The 15,292-nt window shown below is 30.4% G+C and carries 12 protein-coding genes; 4 read left to right on the top strand and 8 right to left on the bottom strand.

From position 1 onward, the window contains the following. Positions 1-101: 101 nt before the first annotated feature. The 7 genes from QOR43_RS04030 to QOR43_RS04000 all read right to left on the bottom strand — a co-directional run bounded on the left by QOR43_RS04030 (position 102) and on the right by QOR43_RS04000 (position 5,187). Positions 102-224: a hypothetical protein gene (locus QOR43_RS04030; RefSeq protein ID WP_265134843.1), complete on the bottom strand. Its 123-nt coding sequence runs from the start codon at positions 222-224 to the stop codon at positions 102-104. Then, the gene (locus QOR43_RS04025) at positions 199-1,038 is read right to left on the bottom strand and encodes a 50S ribosomal protein L11 methyltransferase (RefSeq protein ID WP_265134844.1); all 840 of its coding nucleotides are present in this window, start codon (positions 1,036-1,038) and stop codon (positions 199-201) included. Before QOR43_RS04025 ends, QOR43_RS04030 begins: the two co-directional genes overlap by 26 nt. Then, on the bottom strand, positions 1,035-1,460 hold the full coding sequence (locus QOR43_RS04020) for a hypothetical protein (RefSeq protein ID WP_265134845.1): 426 nt from the start codon (positions 1,458-1,460) through the stop codon (positions 1,035-1,037). Before QOR43_RS04020 ends, QOR43_RS04025 begins: the two co-directional genes overlap by 4 nt. Before the next feature lies 1 nt (position 1,461). Further along, positions 1,462-1,893: a heat shock protein transcriptional repressor HspR gene (locus QOR43_RS04015; protein WP_265134846.1), complete on the bottom strand. Its 432-nt coding sequence runs from the start codon at positions 1,891-1,893 to the stop codon at positions 1,462-1,464. A 5-nt stretch (positions 1,894-1,898) separates the two neighbouring features. Beyond that, the gene (gene dnaJ, locus QOR43_RS04010; RefSeq protein ID WP_265134847.1) at positions 1,899-3,017 is read right to left on the bottom strand and encodes a molecular chaperone DnaJ; all 1,119 of its coding nucleotides are present in this window, start codon (positions 3,015-3,017) and stop codon (positions 1,899-1,901) included. Positions 3,018-3,105: 88 nt separating this feature from the next. Next, positions 3,106-3,729, bottom strand: a complete 624-nt coding sequence (gene nadD, locus QOR43_RS04005; RefSeq protein ID WP_265134848.1) for a nicotinate (nicotinamide) nucleotide adenylyltransferase — start codon at positions 3,727-3,729, stop codon at positions 3,106-3,108. Continuing rightward, complete coding sequence (locus QOR43_RS04000) at positions 3,730-5,187, bottom strand: Do family serine endopeptidase (RefSeq protein WP_265134849.1); 1,458 nt, start codon at positions 5,185-5,187, stop codon at positions 3,730-3,732. 111 nt (positions 5,188-5,298) lie between these two features. Between QOR43_RS04000 and rgy the strand changes: the two genes are divergently transcribed. Beyond that, on the top strand, positions 5,299-8,763 hold the full coding sequence (gene rgy, locus QOR43_RS03995; protein WP_265134850.1) for a reverse gyrase: 3,465 nt from the start codon (positions 5,299-5,301) through the stop codon (positions 8,761-8,763). Here the strand turns inward: rgy and galE are convergent. Beyond that, positions 8,760-9,740, bottom strand: a complete 981-nt coding sequence (gene galE, locus QOR43_RS03990) for a UDP-glucose 4-epimerase GalE (RefSeq protein ID WP_265134851.1) — start codon at positions 9,738-9,740, stop codon at positions 8,760-8,762. The two genes, rgy and galE, sit on opposite strands and share 4 nt — an antisense overlap. Before the next feature lie 128 nt (positions 9,741-9,868). Between galE and gltB the strand changes: the two genes are divergently transcribed. The 3 genes from gltB to QOR43_RS03975 are packed head-to-tail and all read left to right on the top strand — an operon-like array spanning position 9,869 to position 15,292. Continuing rightward, positions 9,869-14,269, top strand: a complete 4,401-nt coding sequence (gltB, locus tag QOR43_RS03985; protein ID WP_265134852.1) for a glutamate synthase large subunit — start codon at positions 9,869-9,871, stop codon at positions 14,267-14,269. Next, on the top strand, positions 14,266-14,760 hold the full coding sequence (purE, locus tag QOR43_RS03980; protein WP_265134853.1) for a 5-(carboxyamino)imidazole ribonucleotide mutase: 495 nt from the start codon (positions 14,266-14,268) through the stop codon (positions 14,758-14,760). Before gltB ends, purE begins: the two co-directional genes overlap by 4 nt. Next, positions 14,750-15,292, top strand: coding sequence for a thermonuclease family protein (locus tag QOR43_RS03975; protein ID WP_265134854.1), 543 nt, complete (start codon positions 14,750-14,752; stop codon positions 15,290-15,292). The genes purE and QOR43_RS03975 overlap by 11 nt, the downstream gene beginning before the upstream one ends.

Here is a 15,292-nt window from a genome sequence, read left to right as displayed (position 1 = left end):
TTATCAGAAAACCATCTTAAGAGTTTAACTTTTTATCCTTATATTAAGGAGGCTTTTAATGTGATATAATTATCATTCCTTTTCGGTTTTGGTATTAGTTCCTATACAGAATAAAAATTGTATTTTATTGCATCCTGACAGATTTTATCTATCTCTTCATAAGTAAGATTTGGCTTTAAAGCAGATAAATCTATATATTTAGCTATTTCTGATGGCGAAAGCATACCAAAAATCCTCTTTATTGGATAAATCCTCTGCTTTTTTTTCTTCTATAATCTTTAGGTTATTCTTTTTTACAAAATCTTTAATTTTTTCTGCCTCTTTATTATTAAAAATTCCGGAAATAATAAGATATTTATTAAATAATTTTGCAATATTATCAAAATATTTTTCAAATATCTCTATCTGTAAATTAGCAAGAACTATATCATACTTTTCTTTTATATCTTCTATAGAACCTTGATAGCAATTTATATTAACTTGATTTTCCCAAGCATTTATTTTGCATTCTTCTATTGCTTCTTTTTCTATATCTATTGCATCTATTTTTTTTGCACCAAGTTTTGCAGAAGCTATAGCCAATATACCGGTTCCGGTTCCTATATCCATAACCGTATATTCAGGTTTTATATATTTTGGTAAAAATGATAGCATTAATTGGGTAGTTGGATGCAATCCTGTTCCAAATGCCATAGCTATTTTTAATTTTATTGGAATTTGATTTTCTTTTGGCTCTGCTATTTCCCATTCAGGTATTATCAAAAACGGCTTAATATAAATAGGTTTAAAATTTTCCTTCCATTTTTCACTCCAATCTTCTTCCTGAATATCTTCCTCTACTATAATTTTTCCACTTCCTAAATCTTCAAAAATAGATAATATTGTTTCTTTTATATTTTCTGCATCTTTATCTTCAGAATAGATTGCAAATATGGTGATATTTTCATCTTTGCTAATGATTTCTGCACCATATCCATTTAGTTCAACTAAAAATATTTCAAATAGATTTGTAGGTATTTCAGATATGAATTTTTTCATTCTCCTAACCTAAATATTAGATTTCCATAACTATCATATTCTGTCTCAACTTTTATTTTCAAACCATTGTATTCAATATCAAAAATTAGATAATTATATATATTAATTTTTCCATCACTTTTTACTTTTATCTTTCTTACAATTTTACCTTCCGGTTTTTCAAGTTTGTATATTATTTTTACATGGGGACCATCATTGTGGTCTATTGTTTCTATCTTTTCTATCTCAGGTAGAGGCAATGTTTCTATATACTCAATCCATTCATCATAAATATCTTCTTTTTGTAAAGATATTGACAATCCTTCTTTTAGTTGTTTTTCATTTGGTGGAGTTAAATTAAGCTCCTCTTCTAATATATTTTTTATCTTTTGCAGGATTTGATAAAAACTTTCATCTACCTTTTTCTTCAGGTAATCTTCCAATTTATTTACCCTCTTCCTTTTTGTATTTATTATAAATATAATCTTCTATTTTTACAATGTCAAATTTTGGCAGTTTTACAAGAGCATTTTTTTGTGCCTGTAAATCTTCCTCAAATCTTTTCTTTATTTCTTCATTTATATAATCAATTAAATACTCTATTTGAAGTTGAAGCTGTTCTATCTGTTCTTTCATTCTAAGTATTGCATCAACACCGGCAAGATTAACACCAAGCTCTCTTGTTAAAAATAGTATAAACTCTAACCTTTCAATATCTTCCTGTGAATATAATCTTGTTCTTCCTTGGGTTCTGGAAGGGGTTAATAATCCTTCTCTTTCATATAATCTAAGTGTTTGAGGATGTATATTAAACATCCTTGCAACTGCACCTATCATATAAAGTGGCTCTTTTTTCTTATCTTCTCTTTTTCTCATCTTTCTTACCTCTTGATAAATCTTTCTTTAATTTCAGGTTTATATTCTTTTAAACATTTTTTAATATCTTTTGGAAGTTCATCTTCTTTTGGAATTTTTATATTTATAACAAGAATTAAATCTCCATATCCTTGGGATTTTAATCTTGGCATACCTTTTCCATATATTCTGATATGTTCAAATGGCTGGACACCTGCTGGTATTTTTACTTTTTCTGTTTTTCCGTTTAAAAGAGGCAGTTCTATTTCTGTTGAGAAAATCGCTTCTGTTAAAGATATATTAACATTTAGATAAAGATTATCTCCTCTTCTTTCATAAAGAGAATGTGGCAATACATTTATATATACCCATAAATCTCCGTTTGTTCCTCCAAATCTTCCTGCATGTCCTTTTCCCGGTATTCTCAATTTATTTCCATTATCTACTCCCGGTGGAATATTTACTTTAACGGTTTCAGGTTTTAAAACCGTTCCTTTTCCTTTACATACATCACAAGGCTCTTGTATAAATCCTGTTCCACCACATGTTGGGCAGGTTTGGGATATTATTATAAATGGTGCTTTTTTATATATTTCTCCTCTACCTTCACAAGTTGGACAAGTTCTTGGCTGGCTTCCTGCTTTTACTCCTGTTCCTCCACAGGCTTCACAAAGAACATATCTTGGCACATCAACAGTTACAGTTGTGCCTCTGTAAGCATCTTCAAGGGATATATTTACAGTTGTTGCTATATCTTCCCCTCTTTCTGCTCTTTGGTATCTTTCTTTTCTTGCTCCTGTAGAACCTCTGCGACCGAAAAATCCACCAAATCCAAAATCATCTAATATATCATCTATATCTCTAAATAAATCTCTAAAATTTTCATAACTTTGATATTGGTAAGAGCCTGTATCTCCTCCAAGTCCTGCATGTCCATACATATCATAAAGTTTTCTTTTCTCAGGGTCAGATAAAACTTGGTATGCTTCACTGATTTCTTTAAATTTCTCTTCTGCTTCTTTACTTCCCGGATTTAAATCCGGATGATATTGTCTTGCAAGTTTTCTGTATGCTTTTTTTATTTCATCAGCAGTAGCATTTTTACTAACGCCAAGTATTTCATAATAATCTTTTTTTTCTGCCATTTTTTACCTCATAGGGAGTATTATTATTAATAATATAAAATCTTAGTTTAATTTTGTCAATATATTGATAAAAGTTTTGTAAGATTTTTTAAAGATATAATTTATTCTTATAGATATAATCTTCTATTTGTGATAATACAAGATATTTTATAGATTTACCGGATTTTACTCTTTCCCTTATCTCTGTAGAAGAAATATTAATCTTTCTTGAATTAAATAGATAGATTGCTGTTTTTTCTTTTTGTATATTTTTATCTTTTAAAATCGTAGCAAATGGAAAATTTTTTGATAAATAATCTTTTAATCTATTAAATCCATCTTCTCCTCTTTGAACTACTATAAAATTTGCAATTTTTAATAATTTTTCCGGCTCTTTCCATTTGTGTAAAGTTAATATTGCATCCAAGCCTAATATAAATATAGGATTATAATTTAAAATACTACGATAATATATAGCAGTTTCTATGGTGTAAGATTTACCTTCTTTTTTTATCTCATAATCTGATACATCAAAATAAGGATTATCAGAAATGGCAATTTTTAACATCTCTAATCTTTTTTCTGCCGGTGCAAAACTTTTTTCTTTGAGAGGTGAAATAAAAGCAGGAATAAAGATAATCTTTTCAAAAGAAAAATATTCTCTAATATCTTCAGCAATACGAAGATGACCCAGATGAACCGGGTCAAAGCTTCCACCAAATAAAGCTATCATTTATTTTAAAGGCATTGTTATAAATATTTTAGCATCTCCCCTTTGAATATACAACAATACAGAGTCACTTCCTTTTTTAATTTCTGATTTTATTATATTCCAAAACTCGTTTGTTGATTTTACAGGTATTCTATTTACAGATAATATAATATCTCCTACTTGTAATCCTGCTTCGTCAGCAAGAGAACCAGATTTTACTCCATATACAAAAACACCTTGGACATTAGGTAATCTAAATTTTTGCATTAAATCCGGTGTTAAATCTCTAACTATCAATCCTATATCTGTTTCTATATCTGTTGGTTTTTCTCCTTCTTCTTCTGGCAGAGTTTCATCAAAAGATACTGTTTTAACATCTAAATCTATCTTTTTTCCATCTCTTATTATTGTTATTCTTAAAACAGTTCCCGGTGGATTTCTCATTACATTATTTTGTAAATCAGTTATATCACTTATTTTTTTACCATTTACGGCTACTATAACATCTCCGGGTCTTATACCTGCTTTATCTGCCGGTGAACCGGGTTGAACTTGGGCAACCAAGGCTCCTTCTGTAACACCAAAATGTTCTGCCAAATCTGCTGTAAGAGGTTGAATAATAACACCTATTTTGCTTCTTTTAACTTTTCCGTAAGTAAGTATCTGTTCCATTACCCATTTTGCTTGGTTTATAGGCACAGCAAAACCAAGTCCCTGTGCTCCTTGTATTATAGCAGTATTTATTCCGATAACTTCACCTCTAATATTTATAAGGGGCCCTCCTGAATTCCCTGGATTTATTGCTGCATCTGTTTGTATAAAACCTTCTCCCGGTCTGTCTTCTATCTGTCTATTTAAAGCTGATACTATTCCCATAGTTACCGTATTTGTCAATCCAAGAGGGCTTCCTATGGCTATAACCGTGCTTCCTACTTTCAATTTATCAGAATCACCAAGTCTTAAAATATTTTTTTCAGCAAAATTTTCTATTCCCCTTTTAAAAGGAACTGCTATAACTGCAACATCACTTAATTTATCAGTTCCTACTATTTTTGCATCTAAAATCATCTTATTTTTAAATCTTACCTGAATATTTTTTGCATTTTCAACAACATGATTATTTGTCAAAAGATAAACTAACTTTTTCTCTCTATCAACTTTTACTATAAATCCAGAGCCAAGTCCCTGAATTCTTTGTTTAAATTGTTTATCATTAGGTATTCCAAAAAAATCTCCAAAAGGTATATCTGCAAATGGATTAGGCACTGTAATCTCTTGAACTGTAAATATCGTAACAACTCCCGGTGAAACCGATTCTACAAGTTTTATTCTTTCTTGCTCTATCTGTTCTAATGCTGGATAACTTTGAGGTGCAGGAGATGAAGGATTTTCAAAAAATGGTTTTTCTTTTGTAAATTGAGCTTTAACAAAATAAAAAACAGCAAAAATTACAAGTATAGCAGGAACTACCTTTTTCATAATCTGTATAACCTCCGATTTAGTTAATCTCATAACTTCACCATGAAAAACTTTGCATTTATAATATAATAATACGAAAAATTTATAAAAATCAAACCTTAGGAGAAGCAAATGATACCTATTATTTATAAGAATATGTGTCCAAATTGTGGTGGAGATATCAGTTCAGAAAGACTACAAAAAGGAATTTTATGTGAAAAATGTCTTCCGGAAGAGATTCCTCATGAAGAGATATGTGATTTTTTAGGTTATGGACAATTTAAAAAAATATGTGATTTATGGGAAGAAGTTGATAAATTTAAAAAATTCTTTGAAAATATTTTAAAAAATTCCCTCTGGTCTATTCAGGAAACCTGGGCTATTAGATATTTTCTCGGTATATCCCATGCTTTACTTGCTCCTACTGGTATAGGAAAAACAACTTTTGGATTAATATTATCCAAATATTTGGTAGAAAATAAAAATGGAAAAGTTTATCTTGTTTTTCCTACCCAGATATTAGTAGAACAGGCTTATGATAGATTGGTAAAATTCGGAGTAAATCCAGATGTAATCATTCCATACTGTCAAAAATTTGCAAAAACAAAGAAAAAACAAGAAGAATTTAAAGAAAAAATACAAAATGCAGATTTTAACATACTTATAACAACTTCAATGTTTTTATACAAAAATATAGATATCATTCCAAAATCTATTTATGATTTTATCTTTATTGATGATGTAGATAGTATTTTAAAAAGTGCTAAAAATATAGATAAAGTGTTAATGCTTCTTGGATTTGATGAAAAAGATATTGAAGAAACAATGAAATTTTTAAGCTATAAAGCAAAAATATTCTCAAAACCAAATCCATCAGATGAAGAATTAGAAATATATAAAAATTGGCAAAGAAAGATTGAAAATATATCTAAAAAAAGAAAAGGTGTTTTAATTGTATCTTCTGCAACATCTAATCCAAAATCAAGAAGGGTATTGTTATTTAGAGAACTTCTTGGATTTGAGGTTGGAAGACCTTCTTTAACATTGAGGAATATAGAAGATATTTATGAAGATTCAAAAGATTTATGGAAGGATTCTATACAAAAAATTAAAGAACTTGGAAATGGTGGTCTTGTGTTTTTATCTTCTTCCGAAACAAAGGAAAAACTTGAAGAATATATCCAGTTTCTAAAAGATAATGGGATAGATGCTATCCATTATGAAGAGTTTTGGGAAAGGCTTGAAGATTATAAACAAGGTAAAGCACCGGTTGCAGTAGGATTTGCAAGTTATAGAAATCCACTTGCAAGAGGTGTTGATTTACCAGATACAATCAGATATGCTTTATTCTTAGGTGTCCCGAAACTTGTTTTTAATATATCTATTGAAGAAAAATTTAGCCATCTTTATTATTTTCTACTGATTATTACACCATTTTTAACAAAAAATAAATTGATAACACCGGATATAACCCAAAAACTTTATAATTATATAAATTTTTTAAAGATTTATGCATTTTTTGATGAAGAAAAACTTGATGAAAATAAATTAAATAAATTAAGAGAAATACAAAACTTTGCTTTATCCCTGCTGAATAATAAAGATATTTTTAATGCTATTAAAAACTCTCCGGAAATAACATTAAAAGAAGAAAATGGACAATTTATATTAATAACTGCCGATGTTAGCGGATATATACAGGCATCCGGTAGAACATCAAGACTTTATCCGGGTGGGCTTACTAAGGGAATATCTTATATTCTAAAAGATGATGAAAAAGCATTTTATTCATTAACAAAAAAAGTAAGATGGTTTAATGAAGATATAACATTTAAACATATATCTGAAATCAATTTAGAAGAGATATTAAAAAAAGTAGATGAAGACAGGGAAAAAGTTAAAAAAATATTGGCAGGGGAAATTATTCCGGAAGAGAGAAAAAGATTTATAACAACTTTAGTAATAGTAGAATCACCAAATAAAGCAAGAACAATAGCAACATTTTTTGGAAAACCATTAAGAAGAAAATTAAAAGATATAGATGCTTATGAAATAGGAGTTGGAGATAGATTTTTAACAATTGTAGCAACAAAAGGGCATATTTTTGATTTAAATAAAGAACTTTATTATTTTGGAGTGAAAAAGGATAAAAATATATTTATTCCTATATTTGAGCCTATAGTTGAAGATGAAGAAAGGGGGGAGACAAAAAAAGATATTATAGAAAGTATAAGAGAACTTGATTTAGAAGTTGAAAATATTTTTGTAGCAACAGACCCTGATACAGAAGGAGAAAAAATTGCTTATGATATATATCTAAACTCCAAAATTTTTAATACAGATATAAAAAGAGCCGAGTTTCATGAAGTTACTAAAAGGGCATTCTTGGAAGCAATCAATAATCCAAGAAATTTTGATGAAAATCTTGTAAAAGCACAGCTAATAAGAAGAATAGCCGATAGATGGGTTGGATTTACTATATCCCAGTATGTTCAGGAAAAGCTAAATAAAAGTTGGCTATCTGCCGGAAGAGTTCAAACTCCTGTATTAGAATGGATAATAAAAAGAGCAGAAGAAGCTTCTAAAAAGGTTGTAGTTGTTATAATTTACTTAAATGATACTCCGGTAGAGTTTATATTTGAAGATAAAAATCAAGGCAAATATTTCTTTGAAAAGCTGGAATATGTAATTATTGAAGAAGAAAAGAAAGAAGAAGAAAAGCTTTTTGAAACACCATTTTCTACCGATAAAATGCTTAAAGAAGCTGCTGCCGTTTTAAAATTTTCACCTCAAAAAACGATGGAATTGGCACAGGATTTATTTGAATCCGGTCTTATCACATATCATAGAACAGATAGTATAAGGGTATCTCCAGTTGGAATTTCGGTTGCAAAGGAATATATATCAGAAAATTACGGAGAGCAGTTTTTCTCAGCTAAAACTTTTTCTACAGCAGGTGGAGCCCATGAATGTATCAGACCTACAAAACCTATAGATGCAGAAGAATTAAAATCAACAATATTTACAATGAATTTAACCGGCATAACCAAAGACCATATAAAACTTTATGACCTAATATTCAGACAATTTATAGCATCCCAGATGAAAGAAGTTTTAGTAGAAAAAACAACTTACAAAGTAAAAGCTTTTGACAAAGAAACTGAAATTTCATTATTTACAAAGATAATAGAAGATGGTTTTAATTTGGTAAAACCTATAAAAATCCAGACTATACCGGTAGGAAAACAAAATGTTGTTCAAAATAAAAAATATAGCCTTAGACCAAAAGTTCCTTATTACACTTATGCAACGGTCATTCAAGATATGAAAGAAAAAGGAATAGGAAGACCTTCAACTTATGCTGTTACAATAGAAAAATTATTAGAAAGAAAATATATAATAGAGAGAAATGGTTTCTTATTTCCTACAAAACTTGGAAAAACTGTTTTAGATTTAATAAAAAAGAGAGAGGATTTTTATAAATTTGTTAATGAAAATTACACAAAAGAACTTGAAGAACTAATGGATAAAGTGGAAAAAAATGAAGCAGATTATATGAAAATCTTACAGCAAATGTTTAAGGAGATAATTGATTAATATCTCTTATTTAACTCCCAGTTCCATGCTGTTTTGATTATATATTCTAAATCATCATATTTTGGCTTCCAGCCAAGTTTTTGCCTGATTTTAGTGTTATCTGCTATAAGGACAGCCGGATCTCCGGCTCTTCTTGGTGCTTCTTCTACCGGAAAATCAATCCCCGTAACTTTTTTTGCCATATTAACAACTTCTTTTACAGAATAGCCATGTCCATATCCGAGATTAAATATATCACTTTCTCCACCATTAAACAGATATTCTAAGGCTACAATATGGGCATCTGCTAAATCATCTACATGGATAAAATCTCTTATACAACTTCCATCCGGTGTTGGATAATCTGTTCCAAATATATATAGTTTCTCATATTCACCTTTGGCAGTTTTTAATGCTCTTGTTATTAAATGGGTTGGATTTTTATAACTTTGACCGATTCTTCCTTTTTCATCTGCTCCTGCAACATTAAAATATCTTAGAGATATATATCTAAAATCTTTTTTTGCATTATTAAAATCTTGAAGAATTTTTTCAACAAAAGCCTTTGATTGTCCATAAGGATTTATAGGATTTAAAGGAAAATCTTCTTTAACAGGCAGTTTTTCCGGCTCTCCATATACAGCAGCAGTTGAAGAGAAAATAAAATAATTAATATTTTCTTCATCTAAAATTTGAAGAAGATTTATTGTGTTTGAAGTATTATTTTTATAGTATTTTAATGGTTTTCTGACAGATTCTTCTACTTCAATAGATGCAGCAAAATGCATAACTGCATCAGGTTGAAAATCTCTTACTAATTTTTGAACCTTATCTTTTTCTTCTAAATCAACAACCTGTAATTCTCCGTATAAAACTGCTTCTTTATGTCCGGTAGAAAGATTGTCAATAACTAATATTTCATAACCTTTCTCTCCAAGTTGTTTTACTACATGACTTCCTATATAACCGGCTCCACCTGTCACTAAAACTTTTTTCAATTTTATCTCCTGAATTTTCGTTTTAAATTATTATAACAGCTTTTTATTTTGATGGAAATTTAGACAATTTCTATATTTTTAATTTATAATATTTATTTACATTTAAATAAAGCTTAGAGGTAGCTAAATTGATAGAAAAAGATGCTTGTGGTGTTGGATTTATAGCAGATATAAAAGGTATAAAAAGCCACAAAATTTTATCTTATGCTTTGGAAGGTCTTGCAAATTTAGACCATAGAGGGGCAGTAAGTGCAGACGGAAAAACCGGTGATGGAGCAGGAATATTAACCCATATACCTTATAAATTTTTTATAAAAGAATGTGAAAAACTGAGAATAGAACTTCCGGATAAAGAAGATTTAGCTGTTGGAATGTTTTTTTTACCTTTAAATAAAGTAGATACTATACAAAAAGAGATAGAAGATATAATAAATCAAAAATTTAAATTCCTCGGATGGAGAAAAGTTCCTATAAATGAAGAAGAGATAGGAGAGATAGCAAGCAGAACAAAGCCAGCAATATATCAAGCATTTATATCCAAAAAAGGATTAAATATTGATAATTTTGAAAGAGAGTTATTCATTTTAAGAAAAAAATTAGAAAAATTAACAAAAAATCCGGAATATAAAGATTTTTATATACCTTCTTTATCTTCAAAAACTATTGTTTATAAAGGATTAATAACAGCTCCTAAATTAAAATATTTTTATTATGATTTGCAGGATGAAAATTTTGAAACAGCAATAGCAATATTCCATCAAAGATATTCTACAAATACATTCCCTAACTGGAAATTGGCACATCCTTTTAGAATGTTAGCTCATAACGGAGAGATAAACACAATAACTGCAAATAGAAATTGGCTCAGGGCAAAAGAAGAAGATATAAGGGCTATATGGGGAGATTTAGCAGAGGATATACTTCCTATTGTAAAAGATGAAGATAGCGATTCTGCATCTTTGGATAATGCTATAGAGTTTTTATATCATAGCGGAAAAGATATTTTAACTGCTATTAATGCTCTTGTCCCAAGAGCTTGGGAAAATGATGATAGGCTATCTGCGGAAGAAAAAGCATTTTATGAGTATTTTGCATGTATATTTGAAAGCTGGGATGGACCGGCAGCAATAGCATTTACCGATGGTGAAATAATAGGTGGCAAATTAGATAGAAATGGACTTAGACCGGCAAGATATATAATAACGGATGATATTATTTATATGGCTTCAGAAGTAGGTATTATAGATTTACCGGAAGAAGAGATAAAAATAAAGGGAAGACTTGGACCCGGTGATAAAATAGCATTAGATACAAAAACAGGAAAAATATATTTCTCACAAGAAATCATCAGAAATCTTGTAAAAGATAAAAAATATAAAGAATGGGTAGAACAAAATATAGTAGAGTTTATACCGGCAAAAGATTACCCTCAGGTAGAGTATAAAAATATACTTCAAGAAGCAATAGTTTTTGGATATGATAAAGATGAGATAAATATGGTAGTAAAAGAGATGGCTCTAAAAGGAACAGAGCCGGTTTATTCTATGGGAAATGATACACCTATCTCGGTTTTATCCAAAAAACCAAAAATGCTTGCTTCTTATTTTAAACAAAGATTTGCTCAGGTAACAAACCCACCTATAGACCCTATCAGAGAAAAGAAGGTTATGTCTTTAAAAACTTATGTAGGTAAAAAAGAAAATTTCTTAACAGAAACTCCTGAGCATGCAAAACAGCTTGTATTTTCCTCGCCTATCATATTTGATAATGAAATGGAAGAGTTAATAAAAAGATTTGAGAATAAAGTTGAAATAATACCAACAATATTTGAGCCTTATGAAGCTGCATTAGAGCCGGCATTAGAAAATATAGCAAAAAGAGCAGAAGAGGCAGTAGATAACGGAAAAGAAATTATTATTCTTACAGATAGGGATATATCCATAGAAGGTGCACCTATTCCTATGGGATTGGCAGTTGCAGCAGTAAATTCATATCTATCATCAAAAGGAAAAAGAAGCAAATGTAGCATAGTAGCAGATAGTGGAGAGGTAAGGGATACTCATAGTATAGCATTTTTAATAGGATATGGGGCTACCCTTGTAAATCCATATATGGCTGTTCAAATAATAAAAAATTTAACCGTAGAAGATAAAAAATTTGAGTTATCTTTTGAGGAAGCAGTATCAAATTATAAAAAAGCCGTAAATGAAGGCTTATTAAAGATAATGTCTAAAATGGGAATAGCCACAATCAAAAGTTACAGAGGTTCCGGACTTTTTGAAGCCCTCGGAATATCAAAAGAAATTATAGATAAATATTTTAAAGGAACACCTTCTAAAATAGGAGGAATAGGATTAAAAGAGATTGCAGCAGAAACCCTTGCAAGATTTAATATGGCATTTTCCGGTGAGTTGAAAGATTTACCTCAAGGTGGAGAATACAGACACAGAAGAGAAGGCGGAGAGTTCCATTCTTGGAACCCAAAAGCATTAACTTCATTACATAAAGCAGTGAGAAATAATATTTTTGATGAATATAAAGCATTTACCCAGTATGCTTATGCAGAAAAACCGGTTGAACTAAGAGATTTACTTGAAATAGTAAGTGATAGACCACCTATTCCGATAGAAGAAGTTGAACCGATAGAAAGTATAATGAAAAGATTTGTCGGTGCAGGTATGTCCATAGGGGCATTAAGTAGAGAAGCCCATGAAACAATAGCAGAAGCATTAAACAGGGTAGGAGCAAAATCAAACAGCGGAGAAGGTGGAGAAGACCCTGCAAGATATGGAACAATAAAAAATAGCAAAATAAAACAGGTAGCATCAGGTAGATTTGGAGTTACTCCTGAATATCTAAACTCTGCAGAAGAGATAGAAATAAAAATAGCCCAAGGGGCAAAACCGGGAGAAGGAGGACAGCTTCCGGGTAAAAAAGTAGATGCATACATAGCATTTTTAAGACATGCAAAACCGGGAATAACATTAATATCACCACCACCTCACCATGATATTTACTCAATAGAAGATTTAGCCCAATTAATATATGATTTAAAAATGATAAATCCAAAAGCAAAAGTTATAGTTAAATTGGTTGCCGAAACAGGCATAGGAGTAGTAGCATCCGGTGTAGCAAAAGCTTTTGCAGATATTATTCATATATCAGGACATGATGGTGGAACAGGAGCATCTCCTCTTGTATCTATAAAAAATGCAGGTTCTATATGGGAACTTGGTCTTTCAGAAGTGCAACAAGCATTAATAGAAAATGATTTAAGAAATAGAGTTAAATTAAGAGTAGATGGTGGAATAAAAACCGGAAGAGATATTATAATCGGAGCATTACTCGGTGCAGAAGAGTTTGGGCTTGGAACTGCCTTAATGATAGCAGAAGGTTGCGTAATGGCAAGACAATGCCATTTAAACACCTGTCCAGTAGGAATAACAACACAAGATAAAAGATTAAGAGAAAAATTCCCCGGAACTCCTGAACATATTATTAAATATCTTGAATTTTTAGCAACAGAAGTAAGACAATACTTAGCAGATATGGGATATAAATCCCTTGATGAGATAATAGGAAAAACTGAATTACTTAAACCAAATATTCCTCAAAATCATTACAAAGCAAAATATATTGATGTATCAGAAATTTTAAAAACAGCTAAATTAACAGAAAAACCAAGAAAATCTATATATGAATTTAATGAAATACCACCATCAAAACAGCCTTTTGATTTAGAAATATTAAAAGATGTTTTACCTTATATAGAAAAAGATGAAAATTATGCCGGATTTTATGTTGTAAAAAATACATATAGATCAATAGGGACAAGAATAGCCCATGAAATAGTTAAAAGATATGGAGATAAAGGATTAAGAAGAGGAAAAATAGAGCTTAATTTGAGAGGAACAGCAGGACAAAGTTTTGGTGCATTTTGCGTAAAAGGATTAACATTATCTCTAACCGGACAGGCTAATGATTATGTAGGAAAAGGAATGGCAGGTGGAACAATAATAATAAAACCACCAAAAGAATTTAAAGGAAAAAGCCATGAACATGTAATTGCAGGTAATACAATACTCTACGGTGCAACAGGTGGACAGGTATTTATATCCGGTATAGTAGGAGAAAGATTTGCAGTAAGAAATAGTGGAGCAGTAGCAGTTGCAGAAGGAGCAGGAGACCACCTTTGTGAATACATGACAGCAGGAACAGTTTTAATACTTGGCAAAACCGGAATAAATATAGGTGCCGGAATGACCGGAGGAACTTTATATATCTATGACCCAATGGAAGAAGTAAAAGATAAAATAAATACATCTTATGTAAAGATTGCAGAGCTTGAAGAAGAAGATATCAAAGAAATAAGAGATTTAATAATCAAACATCTTGGTTATACAGATAGCCAAATAGCAAAAGAGATAATAGATAATTTTGAAGAAGAAATAAACAATTTTGTAAAAGTAGTACCACCCGTAGTAGAAAAAGCAGCCCAAGAAACAGATGAGTTGGAGGTTAGAAAATGAAAAAAGTTGCTATCTTTATGGGTAGCCAATCTGATTTAGAAAGTTTGAAGGATGCTTTTAAAATTTTGAAAAATTTTGAAATTCCTTTTGATATTTATATTTTATCTGCCCATAGAACACCGGAAGAGGTATCAAAAGTTTGCGAAACAGCAGAACAAAATTATGGAGTAATTATAGCAGCAGCAGGTTATGCCGCCCATCTTGCAGGAACAATAGCAGGAAAAGTAAATATTCCGGTTATTGGTATTCCTATGGATAACTCTTCTTTTAATGGATTAGATTCCCTTTTATCTACGGTTCAAATGCCACCAGGCATTCCAGTGGCTACTGTTACAGTAGGAAAAGCCGGAGCAACAAATGCAGCTGTATTGGCAGCACAGATATTATCAATTGCTTATCCGGAAATTAAAGAAAAATTAATAAAATATAGAAAAGAAATGAAAGAAAAAGTTTTAAAAGCAAATGAAGAGGTTAAAAATATTGAGATTTAAAAAATTATTGCTAATTCCTTTTTTATTAATTTGGATTGTTATAAGTTGCAAAGGAGAAAATGAAAATAAACCATTAAAAAAAGAAAATACGGTAGAAGCAGAGTTTGTAAGAGTTGTTGATGGAGACACTATTGTTGTAAATCTAAATGGTATGCAAGAAAAGGTTAGATTAATAGGAATAGATACTCCGGAAAGCAGAGTAAATAAAAGAGCTTTTATTCAGGAAAAAGAAACCGGTAAAAATGTCCAAGAAATCGTTGAGCTTGGTAAATTGGCAAAAGAGTTTACAGCTTCAAAACTAAAACCGGGGCAGAAAGTATATCTTGAGTTTGATGTTCAGCAAAGAGATAAATACGGAAGATTACTTGCTTATGTATGGCTTGATGATAAAACAATGCTAAACAAAGAAATAATCTGCAATGGATATGCTTATCCTTTAACGGTGCCTCCAAATGTAAAATATGAAGAAGAATTCAGAGAATGTTTTAGACAAGCAAGAGAGAAAGGATTAGGATTATTTAAAGGAGAATAA

The sequence above is a fragment of the Venenivibrio stagnispumantis genome, assembly GCF_900182795.1.
Taxonomy (GTDB): domain Bacteria; phylum Aquificota; class Aquificia; order Aquificales; family Hydrogenothermaceae; genus Venenivibrio; species Venenivibrio stagnispumantis.
This window is presented reverse-complemented; position numbering and strand designations above follow the sequence as displayed.

What these genes read in the sequence shown, in the direction of transcription:
- QOR43_RS04030 (WP_265134843.1), bottom strand. Translation starts at nt 224, where the DNA reads ATGCTTTCGCCATCAGAAATAGCTAAATATATAGATTTATCTGCTTTA.
- dnaJ (WP_265134847.1), bottom strand. Translation starts at nt 3,017, where the DNA reads ATGGCAGAAAAAAAAGATTATTATGAAATACTTGGCGTTAGTAAAAAT.
- rgy (WP_265134850.1), top strand. Translation starts at nt 5,299, where the DNA reads ATGATACCTATTATTTATAAGAATATGTGTCCAAATTGTGGTGGAGAT.
- QOR43_RS04000 (WP_265134849.1), bottom strand. Translation starts at nt 5,187, where the DNA reads ATGAAAAAGGTAGTTCCTGCTATACTTGTAATTTTTGCTGTTTTTTAT.
- QOR43_RS04025 (WP_265134844.1), bottom strand. Translation starts at nt 1,038, where the DNA reads ATGAAAAAATTCATATCTGAAATACCTACAAATCTATTTGAAATATTT.
- QOR43_RS04015 (WP_265134846.1), bottom strand. Translation starts at nt 1,893, where the DNA reads ATGAGAAAAAGAGAAGATAAGAAAAAAGAGCCACTTTATATGATAGGT.
- nadD (WP_265134848.1), bottom strand. Translation starts at nt 3,729, where the DNA reads ATGATAGCTTTATTTGGTGGAAGCTTTGACCCGGTTCATCTGGGTCAT.
- purE (WP_265134853.1), top strand. Translation starts at nt 14,266, where the DNA reads ATGAAAAAAGTTGCTATCTTTATGGGTAGCCAATCTGATTTAGAAAGT.